This window comes from Stenotrophomonas maltophilia (genome assembly GCF_006970445.1).
Classification (GTDB): Bacteria; Pseudomonadota; Gammaproteobacteria; order Xanthomonadales; family Xanthomonadaceae; genus Stenotrophomonas; species Stenotrophomonas maltophilia_AU.
In genome coordinates, this window is sequence record NZ_CP033877.1 from 4,526,713 (window position 1) to 4,549,249 (window position 22,537).

The 22,537-nt window shown below is 67.3% G+C and carries 20 protein-coding genes; 8 read left to right on the forward strand and 12 right to left on the reverse strand.

Annotated elements, in window-relative coordinates; all coding sequences use genetic code 11:
- Window positions 1-44 precede the first annotated feature (44 nt).
- A complete protein-coding gene (locus EGM71_RS20705) occupies window positions 45-428 on the reverse strand; it encodes a hypothetical protein (RefSeq protein ID WP_188486853.1) in 384 nt (127 codons plus the stop codon).
- A 61-nt stretch (window positions 429-489) separates the two neighbouring features.
- Window positions 490-2,058, reverse strand: a complete 1,569-nt coding sequence (rmuC, locus tag EGM71_RS20710) for a DNA recombination protein RmuC (protein WP_188486855.1) — start codon at window positions 2,056-2,058, stop codon at window positions 490-492.
- A 55-nt stretch (window positions 2,059-2,113) separates the two neighbouring features.
- Between rmuC and EGM71_RS20715 the strand changes: the two genes are divergently transcribed.
- Window positions 2,114-2,719, forward strand: a complete 606-nt coding sequence (locus EGM71_RS20715) for a glutathione S-transferase family protein (RefSeq protein ID WP_188486857.1) — start codon at window positions 2,114-2,116, stop codon at window positions 2,717-2,719.
- 67 nt (window positions 2,720-2,786) lie between these two features.
- On the opposite strand, the gene EGM71_RS20720 is transcribed toward EGM71_RS20715, so the two are convergent.
- Entirely contained in the window at window positions 2,787-3,794 is a 1,008-nt protein-coding gene (locus EGM71_RS20720; protein WP_188486859.1) for a zinc-binding alcohol dehydrogenase family protein, read from the reverse strand.
- A 91-nt stretch (window positions 3,795-3,885) separates the two neighbouring features.
- Between EGM71_RS20720 and EGM71_RS20725 the strand changes: the two genes are divergently transcribed.
- From EGM71_RS20725 to EGM71_RS20735, 3 genes are read left to right on the forward strand one after another with little or no spacing between them, the layout of a single operon-like run.
- Window positions 3,886-4,857, forward strand: a complete 972-nt coding sequence (locus tag EGM71_RS20725) for a LysR family transcriptional regulator (protein WP_188486861.1) — start codon at window positions 3,886-3,888, stop codon at window positions 4,855-4,857.
- A gap of 15 nt (window positions 4,858-4,872) precedes the next feature.
- Entirely contained in the window at window positions 4,873-5,502 is a 630-nt protein-coding gene (gene leuE / locus EGM71_RS20730) for a leucine efflux protein LeuE (RefSeq protein WP_101766349.1), read from the forward strand.
- Complete coding sequence (locus EGM71_RS20735) at window positions 5,499-5,948, forward strand: hypothetical protein (protein WP_188486863.1); 450 nt, start codon at window positions 5,499-5,501, stop codon at window positions 5,946-5,948. The genes leuE and EGM71_RS20735 overlap by 4 nt, the downstream gene beginning before the upstream one ends.
- A gap of 33 nt (window positions 5,949-5,981) precedes the next feature.
- Here the strand turns inward: EGM71_RS20735 and EGM71_RS20740 are convergent, their stop codons facing one another.
- Window positions 5,982-6,893 (reverse strand): LysR family transcriptional regulator, encoded by a 912-nt coding sequence (locus EGM71_RS20740; protein WP_188486865.1) that lies wholly within the window; start codon window positions 6,891-6,893, stop codon window positions 5,982-5,984.
- A gap of 121 nt (window positions 6,894-7,014) precedes the next feature.
- On the opposite strand from EGM71_RS20740, the gene EGM71_RS20745 reads away from it, so the two are divergent.
- On the forward strand, window positions 7,015-8,010 hold the full coding sequence (locus tag EGM71_RS20745) for an aldo/keto reductase (protein WP_188486866.1): 996 nt from the start codon (window positions 7,015-7,017) through the stop codon (window positions 8,008-8,010).
- Window positions 8,011-8,185: 175 nt separating this feature from the next.
- The gene (locus EGM71_RS20750) at window positions 8,186-9,613 is read left to right on the forward strand and encodes an amino acid permease (protein ID WP_188486868.1); all 1,428 of its coding nucleotides are present in this window, start codon (window positions 8,186-8,188) and stop codon (window positions 9,611-9,613) included.
- Between the two features lie 93 nt (window positions 9,614-9,706).
- Here EGM71_RS20750 and EGM71_RS20755 read toward each other — a convergent pair whose 3' ends face one another.
- On the reverse strand, window positions 9,707-10,948 hold the full coding sequence (locus tag EGM71_RS20755) for a dipeptidase (RefSeq protein WP_188486870.1): 1,242 nt from the start codon (window positions 10,946-10,948) through the stop codon (window positions 9,707-9,709).
- Between the two features lie 179 nt (window positions 10,949-11,127).
- Entirely contained in the window at window positions 11,128-12,297 is a 1,170-nt protein-coding gene (locus tag EGM71_RS20760) for a class I SAM-dependent rRNA methyltransferase (RefSeq protein ID WP_126929264.1), read from the reverse strand.
- 349 nt (window positions 12,298-12,646) lie between these two features.
- On the opposite strand from EGM71_RS20760, the gene EGM71_RS20765 reads away from it, so the two are divergent.
- The gene (locus EGM71_RS20765; RefSeq protein WP_088028162.1) at window positions 12,647-13,609 is read left to right on the forward strand and encodes a TerC family protein; all 963 of its coding nucleotides are present in this window, start codon (window positions 12,647-12,649) and stop codon (window positions 13,607-13,609) included.
- Window positions 13,610-13,715: 106 nt separating this feature from the next.
- Window positions 13,716-14,486: a rhomboid family intramembrane serine protease gene (locus EGM71_RS20770; protein WP_188486872.1), complete on the forward strand. Its 771-nt coding sequence runs from the start codon at window positions 13,716-13,718 to the stop codon at window positions 14,484-14,486.
- Between the two features lie 92 nt (window positions 14,487-14,578).
- Here EGM71_RS20770 and EGM71_RS20775 read toward each other — a convergent pair whose 3' ends face one another.
- The 6 genes from EGM71_RS20775 to rpmH all read right to left on the reverse strand — a co-directional run bounded on the left by EGM71_RS20775 (window position 14,579) and on the right by rpmH (window position 22,283).
- Entirely contained in the window at window positions 14,579-15,685 is a 1,107-nt protein-coding gene (locus EGM71_RS20775) for a glycerophosphodiester phosphodiesterase (protein WP_188486874.1), read from the reverse strand.
- A gap of 101 nt (window positions 15,686-15,786) precedes the next feature.
- The gene (gene mnmE, locus EGM71_RS20780; protein WP_188486876.1) at window positions 15,787-17,136 is read right to left on the reverse strand and encodes a tRNA uridine-5-carboxymethylaminomethyl(34) synthesis GTPase MnmE; all 1,350 of its coding nucleotides are present in this window, start codon (window positions 17,134-17,136) and stop codon (window positions 15,787-15,789) included.
- A 3-nt stretch (window positions 17,137-17,139) separates the two neighbouring features.
- The gene (locus EGM71_RS20785; protein ID WP_188486878.1) at window positions 17,140-19,812 is read right to left on the reverse strand and encodes a polysaccharide deacetylase family protein; all 2,673 of its coding nucleotides are present in this window, start codon (window positions 19,810-19,812) and stop codon (window positions 17,140-17,142) included.
- A gap of 115 nt (window positions 19,813-19,927) precedes the next feature.
- Window positions 19,928-21,643: a membrane protein insertase YidC gene (gene yidC / locus EGM71_RS20790; protein WP_087924107.1), complete on the reverse strand. Its 1,716-nt coding sequence runs from the start codon at window positions 21,641-21,643 to the stop codon at window positions 19,928-19,930.
- The gene (rnpA, locus tag EGM71_RS20795; protein WP_080053031.1) at window positions 21,643-22,137 is read right to left on the reverse strand and encodes a ribonuclease P protein component; all 495 of its coding nucleotides are present in this window, start codon (window positions 22,135-22,137) and stop codon (window positions 21,643-21,645) included. Before rnpA ends, yidC begins: the two co-directional genes overlap by 1 nt.
- Window positions 22,138-22,142: 5 nt before the next feature.
- The gene (rpmH, locus tag EGM71_RS20800) at window positions 22,143-22,283 is read right to left on the reverse strand and encodes a 50S ribosomal protein L34 (protein ID WP_005411729.1); all 141 of its coding nucleotides are present in this window, start codon (window positions 22,281-22,283) and stop codon (window positions 22,143-22,145) included.
- Window positions 22,284-22,537 lie beyond the last annotated feature (254 nt).

Here is a 22,537-nt window from a genome sequence, read left to right on the forward strand (position 1 = left end):
TCGCAAGGGTTCATGAGGTTGCCGGCCAGCGGCCGGCACGACGATCAGTCCACGCAGATCGTGCCCTGCGCCTTGCCGTCATCGATGCGCTGGCGGCACCCGAAGTTCTGGCGGGCATCACGCTGGCAGGTACCGGACGCCACAGCACCGGGCGCCACCTCGCCCCCGGCCAGGCACTGGCCCGTGCAGTCACTCTTGCGGCTGCAGGTCTTGCCGGCGTCGGCATAGGGAATCACGCACTGCTCGCGCTGCAGCCGGCCGAGCCGCTGCAGGGCGCCACCGGCGGCCTGGCAGTCGACGTCACGTGCTTCGCGGTAGGCCTCGCTGGCTTCGGGTGTTGGCGTTGCCGTATCGGCGATCGGCGCGGCGCTGCTGCATGCGGCCAGCAACGCTGCCAGGACAAGAACGGCACAGGAGCGCAAGCGCATGGGGATACCCGCCACGGATACAGGGCGCCCAGCATAGCCAGGCGCGGGTGCAGAGGAAGTGTCAGCCCGCATTGCCGTCCTCGTCGTCCTCCGATGCGCCCAGCTGCTGCATCGGGTCGGGCGTCAGCTCCGGCGGCAGCGCGCGCTTGGCCTTGCTGCCCAGTTCGGCAAGCCGGCGGGCGCGGCTGATGGCCGACTGCGGCGAGTCGATCAGGCGATTGCGCGCATCGGCGTAGACCTTGGCGGCATCGTCCAGCTTGGTGCCCACGGCATTGAAATCCTTCAGGAACCCGGTCAATGCGTCCAGCACCAGACCGCCGGCCTCACTGATCTTCAGCGCCTGCTTCTGCACCTTGTCGCGCGTCCACAGGCGCTCGGCCACGCGCAGCAGCGCCATCAGGGTGTTGGGCGAGGCGAACACCACGCGGTTGTCGAAGGCGAACGCCTGCAGGCTGCCATCGGCGCCCAGTGCGGCCGACAACGCACCCTCGATGGGAACGAAGGCAATGGTGATGTCCAGTGTCTCGCTGCCCAGTGCCTTGGGATAGTTTTTGTCGCCCAGGTCCTTCACGTGCTGGCGCAGCGCAACCGCGTGCCGGCGCAGCGCATCTTCGGACTGCTCCGGGGTGGCGGCATTCATGGCTTCCTGCCAGGCGATCAGGTTCACCTTGCTGTCGATCACCACGCTGCGTTCGTCGGGGAACTGCACCACCACGTCCGGCCGCAGACGCGCACCGTCGTCATCCACGGCATGCTTCTGCCGCTGGTAGTGCACGCCCTCTTCCAGGCCCGATCCGCGCAGGACGTTGTCGAGCATCAGCTCGCCCCAGTCGCCGCGGACCTTGGCATTGCCCTTCAGTGCATTGGTCAACGCCGATGCCTGCGCGGCCATGTCCTGGTTGAGCGTCTTCAGTTCGCCCACCGCACCCAGCAGGCTGGCGCGCTGGCGCGCTTCCTCGCCATACAGGGTGTCGACGCGGGTGCGGAAATCACCCAGCTTGTCGGCGAACGGCTTGAGCAGCCCCTCGATATCCGCGCGCGACTGCACCGTCGCCTGCCGCACGTTCTTCTCGAACTGCTGTCCGCGTTCGTCGAACACCTTGCCCGCCAGTTCGGCGAAGGCGCCGGACAGCTTTTCCTTGGCGGTATCGAGATAGCTGCGCAGTTCGGCACTGGCCCGTTCGGAGTGCTGCAGATTGGCTACCGCGCGGGCATGTTCACCGTGCAGCTGCTGGTAGCGCTGCTGCGCCTGCTGCAGCTCGCTGCTGGTATCGGCAACGGCAGCGCGCGCCTGCGCCAGCGCCGCTTCACGTTCGGCCAGTTGTGCTTCGCGGCTGGCCGACAGCGCTGCTTCGCGCTCCACCCGGGCGGTCAGCGTGGTGACCGCCTGCGCGTGCTGCTGGCTGCGGCCTCGTTCGTTTTCCAGTTCCGCGCCCAGCGCATCGAGGCGGCCGCGCAGCTGGCCGGCATCGACCAGGGCGAGACGATGTTGTTCGCGTTCGCTGTCCAGCTGCCGCTGCAGATCGTCGGACGCTGCGTTACCAGGGGTGCGACGCCACAGCAGCAACAGTGCGACCAGGGTCGCCAGCAGCAGGACCACAGCCAGGATCATGAGGACTTCGATATTCATGCGATCAGTTTAGCCCCGCTGCGCTAGGCTGGGTCGGCCCGCCCCGGAAGCCCCCATGCTCGCTCTGTACGGAAAGCCCACCTCCATCAACGTACGCAAGGTGATGTGGCTGTGCGCCGGCCTCGACCTGCCACTTCACCACGAGCCAGAACCGCTGGCAGACCTGTTGGCCACATGGAACCCGAACCGGCAGGTGCCGGTCCTGCGCGATGGCGACTTCGTGCTGTGGGAGTCCAACAGCATCTGCCGCTACCTGGCCGTACGCGCTGGCCGTGACGACCTGCTGCCCGGTACGGCGCAGGGCCGCGCCCGGGTCGAGCAGTGGATGGACTGGCAGGCCAGCGACCTCAACAGCGCCTGGCGGCACGTGTTCATGGCGCGCGTGCGCCAGCATCCGGACTACCCGGACGATGCCCGCGCCGAGGCCAGCCTGGCGCAGTGGAACCGCTTGATGGGCGTGCTCGACACACAGTTGGCCGGTGGCCATTCGCACGTGGCGGGCAACACTTTCACTCTGGCCGACATCGTGCTCGGGCTGTCGACCCAACGCTGGCGCAGCACGCCTGGCACCAAACCGGCGCTGCCAAACCTCGCAGCATGGTTCGAACGCCTGCGGCAGCAGCCCGGTTTCTCCGCCCACGTCGACAACGGCGTGGCCTGAGGCAGGGGTCAGATCCCTTTTCCTTTGGGAAAGGGATCTGACCCCAAGGGTGCGGGAATGACCGGCCTTACCAGCCTTCCAGCACGATCTTGCCCTTGGCGCGGTGGCTCTCCAGCAGCGCGTGGGCGCGCCGCAGGTTGGCCGCGTCGATGCGTCCGAAGTGCTCGCCCAGCGTGGTCTGCAGCACGCCCGTGTCGATCAGCTCGGCCACCCGGTTCAACAGATCATGCTGGCGCTGCATGTCGGCGGTGCGGTACAGCGGCCGGGTGAACATCGATTCCCAGTGCAGTGACAACGCCTTGCGCTTGAGCGCCATCACATCGACCTGGCCGGGATCATCGATCAGCCCCAGCTGGCCCTGCGGCGCCAGCAGCTCGACGATCTGCGTGTAGTGCTGGTCGGAATGGGTCAGGCTGGCCACGTGCTGCACCTCGCTGATGCCCAGCCGTGCCAGTCCCTCGGCCAGCGGCAGGCTGTGGTCGATCACATGGTGTGCGCCCATTGCGTACGCCCAGTCCTGGGTATCCGGACGCGAGGCGGTGCCGATCACGGTCAGCTTGGTCAGCTTCCGCGCCAGCTGCACCAGGATCGAACCGACACCACCGGCCGCACCGATCACCAGCAGGGTCTGGCCTTCGCCACCGCCCTCGGGGATGCGCAGGCGGTCGAACAGCAGCTCCCATGCAGTGATCGCGGTCAGTGGCAGTGCGGCGGCGGCCGCATCATCGAGGCTGGCCGGCTTGCGGCCGACGCTGCGCTCGTCCACCAGCTGGTACTCGGCATTGCTGCCCGGGCGATCGATGACGCCGGCGTAGTAGACCGCATCGCCGGGCTGGAACAGGGTCACCTCGCTGCCCACCGCGTCGACGATGCCGACCGCATCCCAGCCCAGCACGCGCGGGCCGTCGGTGGCCACGCCGCGGCGGACCTTGGTGTCGACCGGGTTCACCGCCACCGCGCGTACCGCCACGCGCAGGTCACGCGGGCCGGGCTGCGGCAGCTCCAGTTCGATGTCGGTCAGGGCCCGGGGATCATCGATCGGCAGGCCGGCTTGGGTATAGGCAATGGCGCGCATGGCAGCGGTCCAGTGGGGAAGGAGGCGACAGGTTGCGCCGCGCGCGCTCCCGCAGAAAGGCGCAGAATCGGGCAGCACTTTCACTCTGGCAATGAAGATGATCCGCTTCGACGATCTGCAGCTGTTCGTCCGCACTGCCGCACTGGGCAGCTTCTCGCAGGCAGCCCGCGAGGCCGATCTGCTGCCTGGGCAGGTCGCCGCGGCGGTGGCGCGGCTGGAACGCGAGCTGGACCTGCGCCTGTTCGTGCGCACCACCCGCAGCCTGCGCCTGACCGGTGAGGGCGCGCTGTACCTGCCGTATGCGCAGGAGGTACTGGCCACCCTGCGCGAAGGCCAGGCGCGCGTGCAGGGCGAGGACACCGAGCTGCATGGCACCCTGCAGCTGTCGGCGCCGTCGGATTTCGGCCGCAACCTGCTGCTGCCCTGGCTGAGCGCGTTCCGCGCCGCGCACCCGCGGCTGCGCCTGCACCTGCGCCTGTCCGACGAAGTGGCCGATGTGTTCCGCGACCCGGTCGACGTGGCCATCCGCATCGGCCACTTCGACAACGCCAACTACGTCGCCCTGCCCCTGCTGGAAGGCAACCGGCGCGTACTCGCGGCCTCGCCCGGCTACCTGCAGCGACGCGGTACGCCCACGCGGCTGGACGAGCTGCGCGAGCACGATTGCCTGGTCTATCAGCTCAGTGGCCGCGCCTACGATCGCTGGTCGTTCGACGTCGAAGGACGCCGCAGCGTGATTCCGGTGCGCGGCCCGCTGGTCTGCGACGACGCCGACGTGGTGCGGCGCTGGGCCGTCGCCGGCGAAGGCATCACCTACAAGTCCTGGTTGGACCTGCGCGAGGACGTGCTGGCCGGGCGCCTGCAGCTGCTGCTGGACGGTGTCGGCAGCAGCATCCCACTGCAGCTGGTGTGCCCGCATCGCAAGCAGTTCTCACCCGCCGTGCGGCAACTGCACGCGCAGCTGCGCCAGCACCTGCAACCGCTGCTGTCCGGGATGCCGGTTGGCCCCACCGGCCCCCTGTCGCCCGCCGTGGCGCTGACCGACAATGGCGGTCCCCCGTAACAAGAGAACGCCGCCATGCCGTGGATGGGCATCCAGGACCTGTGGACGTTTCTGGTCGCCGTGCTGGTGTTTCTCGCCCTGCCCGGCCCCGGCACCTTCACCCTGCTGACCGCCACGGGCCGGGGTGGCGTGCGTGGCGGCTACACCGCGTTGGCCGGCCTGCTGGTCGGTGACCAGATCCTGATGTGGCTGGCGCTGGCCGGCGTGGCCGCGCTGCTCAAGGCCAACCCGCTGGTGTTCCACGCCGTGCAGTACCTGGGTGCGGCCTACCTGGTGTGGGTCGGCATCAGCCTGCTGCGCACGCCGAAGCACGAGGGCGGTGACGCCGGCCCGATCCGCATGCAGCCGGGCCGCTACTTCCAGCAGGCGATCCTGGTCAGCCTGCTCAATCCGAAGGCGATCCTGTTCTACATGGCCTTCCTGCCGTTGTTCATCGATCCGAAGGCGCATCAGGGCATCGCCACCTTCGCGGCGTTGGCCGGCATCATCCTGGTGGTCAGCATCGCCTACTGCTCGATGCTGATCGGGGTCGGCAACCTGGCCCGCCGCCGGTTGATCCAGCATCCGCGGGTCAGCGATGCACTGCGCCGGGTGGCCGGCCTGTTCCTGGTGGGGTTCGGCATCCGCTTGGGGCTGAACGGATGAACGGGCGGCTGCCACTGCTTGGCCTGACCCTGCTGCTGGCCGGTGCCGCCTCTGCCAACACCGTGCGGGACCATCGCTGCCTGACGGGCGGTCGCAACGACAGCATCCACCTGCTGTGGCGCTGGCTGGACGATGGCAGGGCCGACGTGCAGTACGCCGGGCAGCGCGGCCGCCTGCAACTGCAACAGGTGTCGCAGGAAACGACGGTGCTGGCCGAAGATCGCCCCTACCAGTTCGACAGTGTGTGGGAAGAACGCATCGATGGGCGCCTCAACGGCCGCTACCTGCTGAGCACACAGGGCGCACTGGTGCTGGATCTGAGCTACGAACGCGCCCGTGATGGCCATCGCACCCCCTTCCACGATGACAGCGCGGCGTGGCAGGAGGATGGCTGCCATTGGCCGGGCGTCGAGCCGCTGACCGTCGCGCCGGGCGGGCTCGACTGAGCCGACGCGACGTCCGCCAACCAGGGTTGGCGTCTACCAGGGCTGCGAATCATGCATTCCCGCGCGCAGGTGATCGATGAACACCCGCAGCTTGGGCGCCATCTGCTCACGCGCGGGGTAGTACAGGTGGAAGCCGGGGAATGGCGGCTGCCAGTCCTGCAGCACGCTCTGCAGTCGCCCAGCAGCGATGTCGTCGGCCATCAGCGAGGCGAAGCCCTGGGCCATGCCCAGCCCCGCCAGCACGGCGCGATGGGCGACGCCGGCATCGTTGAACACCAGCCGCCCGCGCACTTCCACGTCCAGATCGTGCCCTTCGCGGCTGAACTCCCAGGGCATCAGCCGGCCGTTGGCCAGGCGGTGCACGATGCAGGCGTGGCCCTGCAGGTCATGCGGGGTCTGCGGCATGCCATGGCGTTCGAAGTAGGCCGGCGTGGCCACCACCACCTGCCGCTCGGGTGGCCCGACCGGCACCGCGATCATGCCCTGTGCGAGTGATTCGCCCAGGCGGATGCCGGCGTCGAAGCCCTCGGCCACCAGATCGGTCAGCGCGGGGTCGACGCACAGTTCCACCTGCACCTGCGGGTAACGCGCAAGGAAATCGGGCAGCCGCGGCAGCACCATGCGATCGGCGACGATGCGCGGCAGGGTCACACGCAGCCGCCCGGCAGGCACCGAGCGCGCGCTGTCCAGTTCGGCAAAGGCCTGGTCAATCTGATCGAGGCCGCCGCGCACACGCTGCAGGAAACGCGCGCCGTGTTCGGTCAGGCTGACCCGCCGCGTGGTCCGCTGCAGCAGCCGCACGCCCATCCGCGCTTCCAGCGCGCGCACGCTCTGCGACAGCGCCGAGGTCGACACGCCCAGGGCATCGGCGGCGCGGGTAAAGCTGGCGTGCTCGGCCACGTGGACGAAGGCGACCACAGCGGTGAGGGGGACGGAAGCATCCATTGTGAAGCCATTCTTCAAGGTAAGTCCGGTGGTACGCAGTTTATCCACATGATCGAGAGGAGGAAGCTAAGCCCCACGCCGCCGCCCATCCGGGCACGGCGCTTCCCCCAAGGAGATCCGCATGAAGACCCGTACTCTCGGCCCCGCCGGCCCTACCGTGTCTGCCCTCGGCCTGGGCTGCATGGGCATGAGCGCCTACTACGGCGGCCGCGGCAGTGACGATGACGGCATTGCCGTCATCCGGCACGCGCTGGACCGTGGCGTGACCCTGCTCGATACCGCCGATGTGTATGGCCCGCACACCAATGAGGTGCTGGTCGGCCGCGCGATTGCCGGGCGCCGCAACCAGGTGTTCCTGGCCAGCAAGTTCGGCATCGGCCTGGACCCGACCGACCCGAAGGCGCGGCAGGTCAACGGCCACCCGGACTATGTGCAGGCCGCCTGCGAAGCCAGCCTGCGTCGGCTGGGCGTGGACCATATCGACCTGTATTACCAGCACCGCGTCGACCCCACCGTGCCGATCGAGGACACCGTAGGTGCGATGGCACGCCTGGTGGAACAGGGCAAGGTGCGCTGGCTGGGCCTGTCCGAGGCCTCGGCGGCCACCGTCCGCCGCGCCCATGCGGTGCACCCGATCACTGCGGTGCAGAGCGAGTACTCGCTGTGGTCGCGCGAGCCGGAGCAGAACGGGGTGCTGGCCACCACGGCGGAGCTGGGCATCGGCTTCGTGCCGTATTCGCCGCTGGGCCGTGGCTTCCTGACCGGCGCCATCCGCAGCCCGGATGACTTCGACGCCGATGATTACCGACGCACCTCGCCCCGCTTCGAAGGCGAAAACTTCCAGCGCAACCTGGCACTGGTGGACACCGTGCAGGCGCTGGCCGCCAAGCGTGGCATCGCCGCCTCGCAGCTGGCGCTGGCCTGGGTGCTGTCGCGCGGCAAGCACATCGTGCCGATCCCGGGCACGACGCGGCGGGCACGGCTGGACGAGAACCTCGCTGCGCTGCAGGTGGAGCTGGATGCGGCCACGCTGGATGCACTGGATGCGGCCTTCCCGCTGCATGCCGCTGCCGGTGACCGGTATTCGGTCAGTGGCATGGCCAACATCGAGCCGTAGCAGCGGCCGGGACGAACGCACATGGGTGGCTGCCGCCGGATTGTGCCGATTCCGGCAGCCCGCTCGCGGTGCAGCGCGCGGCGTGTCGGGTATGACCCCCGTCAGTGGTAATGCTGCGCTGCGTTCGGTCACACTCGGGGACTTGTCGTTCTTAGTCACCCCTTCCGAGGCCTGCATGTCCCTGTTCCGGCGCAAGTCCCTAGATTCCGTCACCGTCCACGAAGCCGGCAGGCGCCTGATCCCGACGCTCAGCTGGCCGCACCTGATCGCGCTGGGCATCGGTGCCATCGTCGGTACCGGCATCTACACGCTGATCGGCGTGGGTGCCAACCTGGCCGGTCCGGCCGTGCTGATCTCCTTCGCCATCGCCGGTGCGGTCTGCGCCTGTGCGGCGCTGTCCTACGCCGAGCTGTCGACGATGATGCCGGCCGCCGGCAGTGCCTACACCTACAGCTACAGCGCGCTGGGCGAGGTGTTCGCCTGGGTGGTGGGCTGGAGCCTGATCCTGGAGTACTCACTGGTGGTGAGTACGGTGGCGGTGGGCTGGTCCGGCTACTTCGTCGGCTTCCTCGAATGGGTCCACACCCAGTTCGGCTGGAACGTGCACCTGCCAGCCTGGCTCGCAGCCGGCCCGCACGTGGAAGGCGGCATGATCAACCTGCCGGCGATCGTCATCACCTGGCTGGTGGCCGGCATGCTGATGGCCGGCACCAAGGAAAGTGCCACCCTCAATGCCATCCTGGTGGTGTTCAAGCTGATCGCGCTGGCCATCTTCGTGGCCGTGGCCCTGCCCGCCTTCGACAGCGCCAACCTGCAGCCGTTCATGCCGTATGGCTTTGCCAAGTCGATGGGCCCTGATGGCGTCGAACACGGCGTAATGGCGGCGGCAGCGATCATCTTCTTCGCCTTCTACGGCTTCGATGCGATCTCCACCGCCGCCGAAGAAACCAAGAACCCGGGCCGCGACCTGTCGATCGGCATCATCGGCTCGATGATCGGCTGCACCATCGTCTACGTGCTGGTCGCGCTCGCGGCCGTTGGTGCGATGAGCTATGCGGTGTTCGGCCACAGCGCCGAGCCGCTGGCGCTGATCATGCGCCAGCTCGGCCATCCGACCGCGGCAATGGTGATCGGCGTGATCGCGATCATCGCGCTGCCGACCGTGCTGCTGGCCTTCCTGTACGGCCAGAGCCGCATCTTCTTCGTGATGAGCCGCGATGGCCTGCTGCCGCGTGGCCTGTCCAAGGTCAATGCGCGCACCGGCACGCCGGTGGCGACCACGCTGTTCACCGCGGTCGTGGTGTCGGCCCTGGCCGGCGTGGCACGCCTGGACGAGATCGCCGCGCTGGCCAACGCCGGCACCCTGGCTGCGTTCACTGCAGTGGGTGTCTGCCTGGTGGTGCTGCGCCTGCGCGAACCGAACCGCGAGCGCAGCTTCCGCACTCCGGCGGCCTTCGTGGTGGGCCCGCTGGCCGCACTGGGCTGCATCTATCTGTTCATCAGCCTGCCGCACACCACGCAGCTGTACTTCCTGCTGTGGAACGTGGTCGGCCTGGTGCTGTACTTCCTGTACAGCCGCCGCCACGCACTGATCGCGAAGTAAACGGATCACCGGTAGTGCCGGCCGCTGGCCGGCATTGCCCGTATCAACACGATGCGAGTTGCCGGCCAGCGGCCGGCACTACCGCAGGGCGTTTCACCCGCCCCGTTTTGCCGCGTAATCCTGCGCCTGGCGCATCACCCGCAGCAGGTTGCCGCCCCAGATGCCGGCAATCTGCTTCTCGGTATAGCCCTTGCGCAGCAGCCAGGCCGTGATCTTCGGCAGCTGGCTGACATCGGGCAGGTCACTCAGGCCACCGCCGCCATCCCAGTCCAGGCCGATGCCCACGTGCTCGGGGCCGACCACCTTGAGGATGTGCTCGAAGTGGGCGAAGAAATCGTCCAGGCTGGCATGGCGCACCGGATGTTCATGGTCCAGCGCCTGTTCGGCTTTCAGCAGGGCCACGCCCTGCTCGATGCCCATCCCTTCCCAGCCGCCCAGCTGCTTGCTCAGCGCTTCTTCGGCCTGCTTGCGCTCGGGCGTCTTCGCCGTGTCGATCAGGTAGCCGCCAAAGGCGTTCACCTGGATCACGCCACCGGCCTTGGCCAGCTTGCGCAGGCGCGCGTCATCCAGATTGCGCGGGTGGTCATACACGGCCTTGGCCGAGCTGTGCGACAGCACGAACGGCACCGGCATCATCGCCAGCAGGTCATCGAACACCGCGTCCGAGGCATGCGACTGATCGATCACGATGCCCAGCTTCACTGCCTGCCGTACCAGCTCCTTGCCGGCCGGGCTCAGGCCCTTCCACTCCGCGCCCTTGGGGTCGGTGGCCGAATCGGCGAACTCGTTGTTGGCGAAGTGCACGGTGCTGAGCAGGCGCAGGCCGGCACGGTGGTAGAACGAGAGCAGGCTCGGGTCTTCCACCAGCGGGCTGGCGTTTTCCATGCTGACGTAGACCACGCGCTTGCCGGCGGCCTTGATCCGCGCGGCATCATCGGCGGTCAGTGCCAGCGCGAAGCGCTCGGGATTGGCCGCCAGCATCTCTCGGATTTCCAGCAGTCGCTGCAGGCCGTGGTCACGCTCGGCCAGATGGGCGGCGGCGGTGCGGTCGCCCTGGTCGGTGTAGATCGCCCAGAAACCGCCGTCCAGCGCGCCCTCGACCATGCGCGGGTAATCGACCTGCGAAAGGGCGTTGCGGTCGTGGCGTTGCTCGATGTCGAAACCGCTGCGACCGAAGTTGGCCGGCGTATCCAGATGGCTGTCGAGCGTGACCAGGCGTTGCTGCAGGGTTTTGGCGCGGGCCAGTTCCTGCGCACTGAACTCGATGGCATGGGCCGACAGCGGCGCGCACAGCGCCACGGCAAGCACGACGGACAGCTGGCGCAACGAAGGCATGGGCGCTCACCGCGAATGGGAAGAGCCCGACCATAGCGCTGCGGCCACGCATTGGGTAGCGCCGGGCAGTGAATCATGTTCACTGCCCGGCGGCCAGCTTCCCGCGCATTGCGATGCGTTCGCAAGAATGGCGCCCCATTGATCAGGTGGCGCGGCTCGGCTCTACAGCAACAGACGGCTCAGTCCACCACGCGGCAGAACACGGCCTTGAGGTAACGCGATTCCTGCACGTGGGCCATGAACGGATGGTCCGGACCCGCACCAGCGACCTTCAGGATCTGGATCGTGCGGCCGGAGAAGTAGGCCGCGCGGCGCAGCATGTCGAGGAACTGGTCCTCGGCCACCAGGCCGGTGCACGAGAAGGTGGCGAACAGACCGCCCGGCTTGACCACGCCCAGCGCCAGCTTGTTCATGTCCAGGTACTTCTTCAGCGCGGTGATGACCTGGTCGCGGTCGCGGGTCATCTTCGCCGGGTCCAGGATCACCACATCGTACTGCTCACCGCGGTTGGCGGCGTCGCGCAGCCACGGGAAGATGTCGGACTGGACGAACTTCGGGCGCACGTTGTTCAGGCGCGAATTGCCCTTGGCGATCTGGATGACGTCCTCATCGATGTCGATGCCAACCACTTCGGTGGCCCCACGTGCAGCGGCATACACGGCGAAACCGCCGGTGTTGCAGCACAGGTCCAGCACGCTCTTGCCTTCCACCTGCTGGCTCAGCCACTCGCGGTTCTCGCGCTGGTCGGCGAAGAAACCGGTCTTGTGCGCACCGGCCGGGTCGGCGCGGAACTTGATGCCGTACTCGGTGATCACCGACGCTTCAGTGGTGGTGTTGCCGTGGAAATCGAAGCTTTCCTGCTTCTGCACGTGCTCGTCGGCGAAGCTGTGGAAGCGGCAGCCCGGGAACTGCTCGCGCAGGGCGTCGTAGATCCACTCACGGTGGCGGAACATGCCGGCGGCGAAGAATTCGACCACCACCAGGTCGCCGTAGCGATCCACCACCAGGCCGGACAGGCCGTCGCCCTCGCTGTGCACCACGCGCCAGGCGTCGGACACCGCGTCGAGCTTCAGCACCTCACGGCGCAGCGACACCGCCTGGGCGATCTTGCGCGAGAACCAGCCGGCATCCACCGGCACGTTCTGGTCGGTTTCAAGGATGCGCACGGCAATGCGCGAATGCCCGTTGTAGAACCCGCGGCCAATGAACTCGCCATCAATGCCGACCACGTCGACGATGGAACCGGGCTTGGGCCGGACGGTCGGCTTCTCGACCAGTTTCTGGAAGATCCACGGGTGGCTGGAGCGCCACGCGTTCTTGAGGCGGACAATCGGAAGGGGGGTATTCATCCACCTATTGTAAACCGGGCGCCGGGTCAGATCCCCGCAGGGGCTCTGACCCCGGCCGGCATGCCAGCCAAGGTTGGCATCTACCGGAGCGGGGACCCCGGCCACCCGGCATTTGACGGCGGCCCGGCCAGACGGCAGAATCGGCGCCAGAAGGGGAGTAGCTCCCAGACGTTGTCGCCGTCATTTCGAGCCCGCAGGCTCCGGTGCAACGGCAGTTCCAGCCGACTGGAACTGCGAGCGAGACCTTCGCCGTACTGGCGAAGCTCTGTCCCTGGATCCCCCCTCCCGATCCTCCGTTGCAGATCCTCGCCGTCCGGCCTGGCATTCATCTTTCCAACGGACATTCCCAATGCAGACGATCGGTAACGTGTGGTTGTGGGGCGGCTTCGCAGCGGTGGTGGTCATCGCCCTGCTGGTCGACCTCGTGTTGATGCGCCATGGTGGACCGCACAAGGTCACCTTCAAGGAGGCCCTGTGGTGGTCCATCGGCTGGGTCGCGCTGGCCCTGCTGTTCAACGCGGGCCTGTGGTACTACCTGAATGAGACCGCCGGCCAGGTTGTGGCCAACAAGGTCGGCCTCGAGTTCCTGACCGGCTACCTGGTCGAAAAGGCGCTGGCGGTCGACAACATCTTTGTCTTCCTGATGATCATGAGCTACTTCGCGGTGCCGGAGGAGCAGCGCCAGAAGGTGCTGATCATCGGCATCCTGGGTGCGATCGTGCTGCGTACGATCATGATCTTCGCCGGCAGCGTGCTGATCAGCCAGTTCCATTGGCTGCTCTACGTGTTCGGTGCCTTCCTGCTGTTCACCGGCTGGAAGATGTGGTTCGCCGCCGGCCAGGAGCCGGACCTGGAGACCAACCCGGCCCTGCGCTGGATGCGCAAGCACCTGCGCCTGCTGCCGGACTACGCCGGCAACGCGTTGAGCGTGAAACGCGATGGCGTGCGCTGGTTCACCCCGCTGTTCGCGGTGCTGATCCTGATCGCGGTCACCGACGTGATCTTCGCGGTGGACAGCATCCCGGCGATCTTCGCGATCACCACCGACCCGTTCATCGTGCTCACCTCCAACGTGTTCGCGGTGCTGGGCCTGCGTGCGATGTTCTTCCTGCTGGCCGGCATGGCCGACCGCTTCCACCTGCTGCCGTACGGCCTGGCGCTGGTGCTGGGCTTCATCGGCATCAAGATGATGATCATCGACCTGTTCAAGATCCCGACCCCGATCTCGCTGGGCGTGGTGGCGGTGATCATCGCCGCTACCGTGGTGTTGAGCCTGAAGTACCCGCCGAAGGAAGGCGAAGGCCAGGCCTGAGCCTGACCCGCTGGATGGCGCGGCCGGTGGGATTGTCCCGCCGGCCGTTTCCACTCTCCCGCGGCGGTGGCCTTGGTTTCGCACCAACCACCGCCATTGCTGAGGTATGAACAACAACGCGCCCCTGCCCGCTGGCGACGTGCCGGCCCCCCGCAATGACCGCTCGCGCATCCTGCGGGCGTTCAATGTCAGCTTGGCCGCCGTGCTGGTGCTGGTGGCCGTGTTCGCCCTGCAGGGCACGTTCGACTGGCGACCGTGGGCAGTCGCGCCGCTGGAAGCCAAGGGCCTGCTTGGCCTGATCGGCGGCCCGATGCTGCATGCCTCGGTCGAGCACATCGCCGCCAACAGCATCGCGATCCTGATCCTCGGCACGCTGGCCGGCAGCGTCTACCCGAAAGCCACCGTGCGCGCCCTGCCCCTGCTGTGGCTGGGCTCGGGCATCGGTGCGTGGATGCTGGGCAATCCGGGCAGCGTGCACCTGGGCGCCAGCGGCGTGACCCACGGCCTGATGTTCCTGCTGGCCAGCCTGGGCCTGCTGCGCCGCGATCGCGCGGCCATCGCCACCGGCCTGATCGGCATGCTGTTCTACGGCGGCATGCTGATGACCATCCTGCCGCACGCCGATGGTGTGTCCTGGCAGTCGCACATGGGCGGCGCCTTCGCCGGCATCATCGCTGCGCTGCTGTTCCGCAACGCCGACCCGCTGCCACCGCGCCCGCGCTACAGCTGGGAAGATGAAGAGGACGAGGTCGAGCCGCTGGCCGACGACGAGCTGGAACCGCCGTCACCGCAGCGCGTGCCGGTGCTGTGGCAGCCGCGCGAGGGCCAGGACTACGTGGTGATCCCGTTCCGCCGGCCGGACGAGCCGCGCGGTTGAGCGATGGTAGTGCCGGCCGCTGGCCGGCAACCTCATGAACCTTCGTTGGCAATCCTCGCGTTGCCGGCCAGCGGCCGGCACTACCGGGAGAATCAGTTCCCCGCCGTGCCCATCCCGTCCACCGCCTGCCGGCCCAGCGCCGGATCATCGGTGAAGAAGGCATCGATGCCGGTCGCCAGGTAGGCGCGCATCTCGGCGATCGAGCCTTCGACGTTGCGCGCGTTGTCCGCGCCCTTGCGCAGGTTGCTGGGCTGGAAGTGGTTTTCCGGGCGGAAGGTGTATGGAATCACCATCAGGCCGGCCGCGTGCGCATCATGTACCAGCGACGTCGGCGTACCCAGCGCGCCCTTGGCATCCAGCGGAATGATCGAACGCAGCTCGGGGCCGATGCCATCGGCGTAGCCGGCGATGTCCTTCAGCCCGGCCGGGGTCATCATCTGTGCGTAGGTCAGCGTGCCGCCGGCCTTGGCGATGTCGGCCGGCTGGGTATCGCCCTTCCACAGCAGCTGCAGCAGGCGGATGTTGCTGCCCCGCCCGATCTTGCCATGCAGGTAACGCAGGTTGGCGGTCTCGAACGACTGGATGGTGACTGGGCCGACGTTGGTGTACGCATTGCCACGCAGCGCCGCCAGCAGCTTGTCCTCCATCGGCAGGCCGATGGACTGGAAGTAGGTCGGGTGCTTGATCTCCGGCACCAGGCCGATGCCGCGGTTGGCGCGCCCGGCCTGCTGCACCAGGAAGGCCAGGATCTCGTCCAGGCTGGCGATGCGGAACTGGCCGTCGTAGGCGGTGCTGCGCAGTTCCGGCAGGCGCTCACGGGCGTACAGGGTCTTCAGCTCTGCCAAGGTGAAGTCTTCGGTGAACCAGCCGTCGACCTTCTGCCCGTCGATCACCTTGCTGGTGCGGCGGCTGGCGAACTCCGGATGCGAGGCGACGTCGGTGGTGCCACCGATCTCATTCTCGTGGCGGGCCACCATCACCCCGTCCTTGGTCATCACCAGGTCCGGTTCGATGTAGTCGGCGCCATCGGCGATGGCCTGCGCATACGAGGCCAGGGTGTGCTCGGGCAGCAGTGCGCTTGCCCCGCGATGGCCGTAGACCGACACCTTGGGTGCGGCCGGGGTGGAGGATTCAGCACTCATGGCCACCGATGGTGCCATGGCCAGCGACAACAGCAACGCACAACCCCACGACTTCACTGCGACTTCCCCAAGCGGTATGTGATGGGCGTCAGTATGAGGCGGCAATGTGACAGGTGGGGGAACTGGGGTCAGAGCCCCTTTGGGGATCTGACCCCGTGTTACTTCCCGATGCAGAAACTGGAGAAGATCCTTCCCAGCAGATCATCGGCACTCATCTGCCCGGTGATCTCGCCCAGCGCATCGTGGGCCAGCCGCAGTTCCTCGGCGGCCAGTTCCAGGTGCTCGTGGGCCAGCTCGCCATCGGCGCGCTGCGCATGTTCCTGCGCGCGTTCAATCGCATCCACGTGTCGCGTACGCGCAGAGAATTCGCCGTCCACCTGCTCGCCTGCCCCGGCGCTGGCGATGCTGCGCAGGCGCGCATGCAGATCTTCCAACCCGGCGCCGGTCGCAGCTGAAACAAACACGCGGTCCGGATCATCCAGCGCCGGCAGCACGTCCAGCAGATCCGACTTGTTGTGGATGTAGACCTTGTGCGGCACCGCCGCCACGGCCTCGCCCAGTGCCGCTTCGCCGGCCGCCGGATCGCGCGCATCCAGCACGATCAGCGCCAGGTCGGTGCGCTCGATTTCCACGTGGGCGCGGCGCATGCCTTCGCGTTCGATGGCGTCACCGCCGTCGCGAAGGCCGGCGGTGTCGACCAGGGTCAGCTCCAGGCCGTCCAGGCGGATGGTCTCGCGCAGGGTGTCGCGGGTGGTACCGGCGATGTCGGTGACGATGGCGCGCTCGCTGCCAGCCAGGGCATTGAGCAGTGAGCTCTTGCCGGCATTCGGCGGACCGATCAGCACCGCATGCAGGCCATCGCGCAGGCGGCGACCGCGTTCGGCGTCCCGCCGCAGCAGGGCCAGGTCGGCGCGTGCCTGCTCCAGGCCACGCCGCACCTGCGCGCCGCCGAGCGTGTCCAGCGGTTCGTCGGCGAAGTCGATGGCCGCTTCGACATGGATGCGCAGCAGCACCAGCTGTTCGATCACCGCGTCGATCCGGCGCGAGAACACACCATCCAGCGAACGGCGCGCCGCGCGTGCGGCGCGGTTGTCGCCGGCGGCGATCAGGTCGGCAATGGCCTCGGCCTGGGCGAGGTCGAGCTTGCCATTGAGAAACGCCCGTTCGCTGAACTCACCCGGTCGCGCCTGGCGCGCACCGAGCCCAATGCAGCGCGCGACCAGTTGCTGCAGCAGCACCGGGCTGCCGTGGCCCTGCAGTTCCACCACCTCTTCGCCGGTGAAGCTGTTCGGTGCCGGGAACCACAGCACGATGCCATCGTCGATGACTTCGCCATCAGCGTCGCGCAGGCGTGCGTAGTGCGCGTGGCGCGGGCGCAGTGCAGGCGCGCCCAGCGCATTGGCGATCGCCGCGGCACGCGGGCCGGACAGGCGCAGCAGACCAACCCCCCCGGCGCCGGGGGCACTGGCGATGGCCACGATGGTGTCGGTACGGATCGCGTCGCTCATGGCTCAGAGCTTCTCCAGCTGCGCGCGCGCCTGGGCCGCGCCGCTGCCCTGCGGCTGCAGCGCCAGGTAAGTCGTGTAGGCCTGCCTGGCCTTGGCCTTGTCGCCCGCGTTGAAGTAGGCATCGCCCAGGTTCAGATGGGCCACCGCGCGCGACGGGTCGATCTTCAAGGTGTTCTCCAGCCAGCGTGCGGCTTCCGCATAACGCTGCTGGCGGTAGTAGACGAAGCCGAGGTTGTTCGCAGCCTGGGCAAAGTCAGGGCGCAGCTTCAGCGCTTCGGCGAACTGCGCGGCCGCCTCGTCGTACTGCTTCTCGCGGTACAGCTGCAGGCCGCGGTCATTGGCCTGCTGCGCGCGCTGGCGGTCGGACGCCGGGCCGGCGGTGGGCACCACCAGCTTGGCCTTGCCGCCCTGCAGGTCGGCCACGGTCACCGGTGCCTGGCTGCCCTTGGCTTCGCTGGCGGCATCCACCTTGTTGTTCAGTGCAATCGCATCGGCGGTCAGCTGGCGCGTATCGGCGTTGAGGAATTCCTGGCTGTCCGGCACCTGGAACACGAACTCGCCCCCCTGCGAACCGGGCAGGCTGCCGAACGCCGGGGTCTGGTGCGAGACCGCCGATACGGCCGGCGCCACGTAGGCGGCCAGCTCGGTACCGGTGATCAGGCCGTCGCCGTTGAGGTCACCCTTGCCGGCCAGCGCCTGCAGCAGCACCCAGGTGAACACCGAGTGGCCGTTCGGGCCGGCATCGGCCACCTGCTGGTCGGCACCACCGGCGGTCAGCATCTGCCGCGCGCTGCGGCGGGCGTTCTCGCGCAGGAACGACGACGACGACGGGCCACCACGGGTCAGGCCCAGGCCGCTGTAGCAGGCATCCATTACGAACATCACATGCTTGGCCTGCATGCTTTCGGCGATGTTCTGGATGTCGGTCATCGCAATCGCGTCGGTGGCGAATTCCTTCGGATCCGAATCGACCGGAATGATGTAGCCGAGGTCGCGCCCGGAGGCGAGCTGGCGGGTCGCGCCATGGCCGGCGAAGAACACGAACACGCGGTCGTTCTTTCCGGTGCGGTCGTCGGCCAGGCGGTCGTGGAAGGCCGCGAGGATGTTGTTGCGGGTGGCCTGCTCGTTCTTCAGCACGATCACCTGCGAGGACGGGAAGCCGAACTGCCCGGTCAGGGTATCGGCCACCGCCTGGGCATCATGGCTGGCGTACTCCAGCTTCGGCCACTTGGCGTAGTTGTCGATGCCGACCACGATCGCCCACGACTTCTCGTAGCCGGTGGTGACCGTGGCGGCACCGGCATCACCCTTGCGCGCTCGTGCAACGGTGAAGTCGCGGCCGTTCCATCCGGCGAACTGGTAACCATCGGCAATCAGCCGATCGAGGATCTGCGGCAGCGCCTTCACCGCACGATCGTGGATGTCGTGGAACAGGATGATGCCGCGCTGTTCCTTGTTCACCTGGTCGAGTACGCGCTGTACGATCGATTCCGGCACCGGGTCGGCCCAGTCCATCGAGTCGATGTTCCACATGATCGACTTCAGCCCGGCTTCGTTGAGCAGCTGCAGGCCTTCGGCATTGCGCGCGCCATACGGGAAGCGGAACAGCGGTGCGCGCTTGCTGTCGACATCCTTCAGCAGCGTGTCGGTGTCCAGCACCTGCTGGCGCAGCGCGTCGCCGGTGGTGCGCGACAGCTGGGCGTGGGTCAGGCTGTGGTTGCCGACCGCATAGCCCTCTTCCATCAGGTTGCGGCTGATCTTCGCCATCGGGCCGAGGCTGACCTTGCCGTCGGCCTCGACCTTGCCCAGGTTGCGGCCCACTTCGAAGAACACGCCCGGCACATCGTAGCGCTTGAGGATGGCCACCACTTCATCGGTGTAGGCCTTGTGCGGACCGTCGTCGAAGGTCAGCACCACGGTCTTGGCCGGCAGGTCGCGTCCGAAGATCTCGCGGTCGCTGTCCTTCATCGACATCGGATACGGCTCGATCACGCCATAGTCGCGCAGGATCGCTTCGCGGCTGTAGTCCTTGTGCAGGTGGGCGATGTAGTCGTCCCACTTCTCGCGCTTCAGTTCGATGGCGCGGGTGCGCTCGAAACGGCTGAAGATGCGGGTCAGTTCCTGGTTGTAGTTGCGCTCGATCTCATCGAGCGCCTCCAGGTCCTCACCGATGCGCTGGTGCAGTTTCACCGCCGGCAGCGAGGAATCGGTGCCGACCCGCTCATGCAGATCACGCAACACTTCGCGGAAGGCCAGGCGGTCGGCGTCGAACAGCTCGGGCGCCGACTCGATGTAGTCCAGCACGGTGCCGAGGGTGGCGAAGCGCTGTGCGCTGGAACCGCGCAGCAAAGTGTCGAACTGCGCGGCGATGGCCGTGCGCTGTTCCAGGCCATCGTGGAACAGCTGTTGGCCCACGCGCGTGGAAGTGCCGCGGTCGGCGGCCGACTGCTGTTCCTCGTCGGCCAGCAGCACGATGATCCGGCGGTAACCGTCGAGCTGCTTCTGCAGCGCCGCCAGCAACGGCGCTGCGGCGGGATCGGCGGCGGCCGCGGCCTGCGCGCTCGGCTGGGTGACCGTGGTCGCCGGCGCCTTCGCGTCCTTGTCGCCGCAGCCGGCAACAACCAGCGTCAACAACAGCGAGGGCAGGAACAGGCGGAACGACGACGCACGCAGCATGGTGGACTCGAAGGTGGGAGGAACGATGTGCAGGCGATTCTAACGCCGCATGCGAAAAGCCCGCCTTGCGGCGGGCTTTTGCTGGGGTCAGCCGGCCAGCGGCCGGCTCTACCGATTACTTCTTCTTGACCGGGGCCGGAGCGGTGGTGGCCGGGACTGGCTCGCCGCCATGGCGCTTGGTCATCCACCACTGCTGCAGCAGGCCCAGGCCGCCGTTGACCACCCAGTACAGGACCAGGCCGGACGGCATGAAGGCCATCATGACGCCGAACACCAGCGGCATGAACTGCATCATCTTCTGCTGCATCGGGTCCATGCCCGGTGCCGGGGTCAGCTTCTGGGTGAACCACATCACTGCCACGTTGATCACCGGCAGGATGAAGTACGGGTCGCGCGCGGTCAGGTCCTGGATCCAGCCGAACCAGGGCGCCTGGCGCAGTTCGACCGATTCCACCAGCACCCAGTACAGGGCGAAGAAGATCGGCATCTGGATGAGAATCGGCAGGCAGCCGCCCATCGGATTGATCTTTTCCTTCTTGTACAGCTCCATCATCGCGGTCTGGAACTTCTGGCGGTCGTCGCCATAGCGTTCCTTCAGCTGCGCGATGCGCGGCTGGAAGCGGCGCATCTTGGCACCGCTCTTGTACTGGGTCGCCGACAGCGGGTACAGCACCAGCTTCAGCAGCACCACCAGGCCGACGATCGCCCAGCCCCAGTTGCCGACCAGCTTGTGCACCTGGTTCAGCACCCAGAACAGGCCCTGGCCGATCACCGCCATCATCGAGAAGCGGCTGTAGTCGACCACGCGGTCCAGGCCCGGCACGTCTTCCTTGGCGATCAGGTTGACCAGCTTCGGGCCGACCCACAGGCGGGCCTCGGTGCTGGTGGACTGGCCCGGGGCCACAGTGAAGGCCGGGCCACGCGCTTCGATCAGGTCACGACCGGCCACCTGCGACAGCACGTAGTGCGCGGTCTGGTCCTTCTGCGGGATCCAGGCGGTGAAGAAGTGGTGCTGCAGCATCGCCAGCCAGCCGCCGGTGATGTTCTGGTTCAGCGCGCCGTCGTCCAGATAATCCTTGAACGCACGACGCTGGTACTTCTTGTCGTTGTCGTACCAGGTGGCACCGTTGAAGCTGAAGGAATCCGGGTTGGTCATGCTCCGCGACAGGATGGTCGGGGTGCGGTCCAGGGTGCGGTAGACGTAGCCGTTCCACGGCGCGGCGCCGGCGTTGCTGACTTCGTCCTTGAAGCGCACGGCGTACTCGTTGCGCGAGACGGTCAGGGTGCGCTTGATGGTCACGCCGTTGTCGGCGGTCCACACGAACGGGATCTGCAGTTCGTTCTGGCCCTTGGCCAGCACGAAGTCCTTGGTGTCACCGACCAGCTTGAAGCCGTCGGCGCCGGGAACCGGGGTGTTCTTGTCTTCGCTGGCCCAGCCACTGATCGCGCTGTACGGATGCGCGGGGTCTTCGGTCAGCAGGCGTACCGGCGGGCTGCCTTCGTCCTTGGTCTGCGGGAACTGCAGCAGCTCGGCATCGAGCACGCGGCCGCCATCAAGCACCAGGCGCAGGACGTCGGTGGTGACGGTCACGCGCTGGCTGGCCGGGGTGGCACTGGCCTGGGCCTGCACAGCGGCCTGGCCCGGGGCGCCCGGGACCTGTGCACTGGGAATGCTGCCCGGGGCAGCGCCCGGAACACTCTGTGCGGCAGCCGGGGCCGACGTGGTCGTCGGTGCCGGGGTCGGAGCAGCCTTTTCACGGCTCCACTCCATCCACAGCAGCACGGCCACCATCAGCCAGGCAAAAATGAGGAATACGCGGGTCTGGTTCATCAGCGGACAGGCTCGGCGGGGCCGGGACGCGATGCCGGCTCGGTCAAAGAAGGAGTTGCGATGCCATCAGGCGGCGGCATTGTGCCGTCCACGCCCGGCGCGGGCAATGCACGCAGGCGACGCAGCAGGCGCAGGAAGGCCTGGCGGATCTCGTCGTTGCTGGCGGAACGCGCAGCACTACGAGCCACGACGACGAAGTCGCCTGGCTGGATTTCGGTACGTGTCTGACGCAGGATGTCGCGCAGGACGCGCTTGATCCGGTTACGCCCAACGGCGTTCGGATCAACCTTGCGGGAAACCGCCAGACCCAGCCTGGCCGGCCGGTCAGCCGGCAGCCAGTGCAGGGTCATCAGCGGATCGGACACACGGCGGGCGCCGTTGAAGACCGTTGAGTATTCGGCACGCGTGCGAACCCGCGCAGAGCGAGGGAATCGCTTGCGCGGGTCTGCAGTATTCACTGTCGAAGGGATTGCGTCTGCCGCGGGGTGCGGCATGGCAATCAGGCGCTCAGGACTTTGCGGCCCTTGGCGCGGCGACGCGACAGGATCTTGCGGCCGTCAGCGGTCTTCATACGGGCACGGAAGCCGTGGTCGCGCTTACGCTTGAGGTTGCTGGGCTGGTAGGTGCGCTTCGTGGCCATTGGGGGCCTCTCGTATGAATGGGACGGAAAGAACCGGAAATTCTAGAGAGGTACCCCGCCCCAAGTCAACCCCTGTCAGCTACGCGAATTCACTGGGCTGTGCAATAGCTGTGGATGTTTTTGTGAATAAGTAGGGGACAAGCATTCCGAAGGCGGGCGCTCGGTGGTAGTCTGAGCCATCCATTTCCCCCCTTTCCGGCCTGTGTTTGGGCGCCTTGTCGCGTCCATGCCCCGGCCACCGGACGATTATTGCT

What these genes read in the sequence shown, in the direction of transcription:
- EGM71_RS20715 (WP_188486857.1), top strand. Translation starts at nt 2,114, where the DNA reads ATGCTCGCTCTGTACGGAAAGCCCACCTCCATCAACGTACGCAAGGTG.
- rmuC (WP_188486855.1), bottom strand. Translation starts at nt 2,058, where the DNA reads ATGAATATCGAAGTCCTCATGATCCTGGCTGTGGTCCTGCTGCTGGCG.
- yidC (WP_087924107.1), bottom strand. Translation starts at nt 21,643, where the DNA reads ATGAACCAGACCCGCGTATTCCTCATTTTTGCCTGGCTGATGGTGGCC.
- EGM71_RS20785 (WP_188486878.1), bottom strand. Translation starts at nt 19,812, where the DNA reads ATGCTGCGTGCGTCGTCGTTCCGCCTGTTCCTGCCCTCGCTGTTGTTG.
- EGM71_RS20725 (WP_188486861.1), top strand. Translation starts at nt 3,886, where the DNA reads ATGAAGATGATCCGCTTCGACGATCTGCAGCTGTTCGTCCGCACTGCC.
- EGM71_RS20765 (WP_088028162.1), top strand. Translation starts at nt 12,647, where the DNA reads ATGCAGACGATCGGTAACGTGTGGTTGTGGGGCGGCTTCGCAGCGGTG.
- EGM71_RS20745 (WP_188486866.1), top strand. Translation starts at nt 7,015, where the DNA reads ATGAAGACCCGTACTCTCGGCCCCGCCGGCCCTACCGTGTCTGCCCTC.
- rnpA (WP_080053031.1), bottom strand. Translation starts at nt 22,137, where the DNA reads ATGCCGCACCCCGCGGCAGACGCAATCCCTTCGACAGTGAATACTGCA.
- mnmE (WP_188486876.1), bottom strand. Translation starts at nt 17,136, where the DNA reads ATGAGCGACGCGATCCGTACCGACACCATCGTGGCCATCGCCAGTGCC.
- EGM71_RS20705 (WP_188486853.1), bottom strand. Translation starts at nt 428, where the DNA reads ATGCGCTTGCGCTCCTGTGCCGTTCTTGTCCTGGCAGCGTTGCTGGCC.
- EGM71_RS20720 (WP_188486859.1), bottom strand. Translation starts at nt 3,794, where the DNA reads ATGCGCGCCATTGCCTATACCCAAGCCGGCCTGCCGATCGATGATCCC.
- EGM71_RS20735 (WP_188486863.1), top strand. Translation starts at nt 5,499, where the DNA reads ATGAACGGGCGGCTGCCACTGCTTGGCCTGACCCTGCTGCTGGCCGGT.
- leuE (WP_101766349.1), top strand. Translation starts at nt 4,873, where the DNA reads ATGCCGTGGATGGGCATCCAGGACCTGTGGACGTTTCTGGTCGCCGTG.
- EGM71_RS20755 (WP_188486870.1), bottom strand. Translation starts at nt 10,948, where the DNA reads ATGCCTTCGTTGCGCCAGCTGTCCGTCGTGCTTGCCGTGGCGCTGTGC.
- EGM71_RS20770 (WP_188486872.1), top strand. Translation starts at nt 13,716, where the DNA reads ATGAACAACAACGCGCCCCTGCCCGCTGGCGACGTGCCGGCCCCCCGC.
- EGM71_RS20740 (WP_188486865.1), bottom strand. Translation starts at nt 6,893, where the DNA reads ATGGATGCTTCCGTCCCCCTCACCGCTGTGGTCGCCTTCGTCCACGTG.
- rpmH (WP_005411729.1), bottom strand. Translation starts at nt 22,283, where the DNA reads ATGGCCACGAAGCGCACCTACCAGCCCAGCAACCTCAAGCGTAAGCGC.
- EGM71_RS20750 (WP_188486868.1), top strand. Translation starts at nt 8,186, where the DNA reads ATGTCCCTGTTCCGGCGCAAGTCCCTAGATTCCGTCACCGTCCACGAA.
- EGM71_RS20760 (WP_126929264.1), bottom strand. Translation starts at nt 12,297, where the DNA reads ATGAATACCCCCCTTCCGATTGTCCGCCTCAAGAACGCGTGGCGCTCC.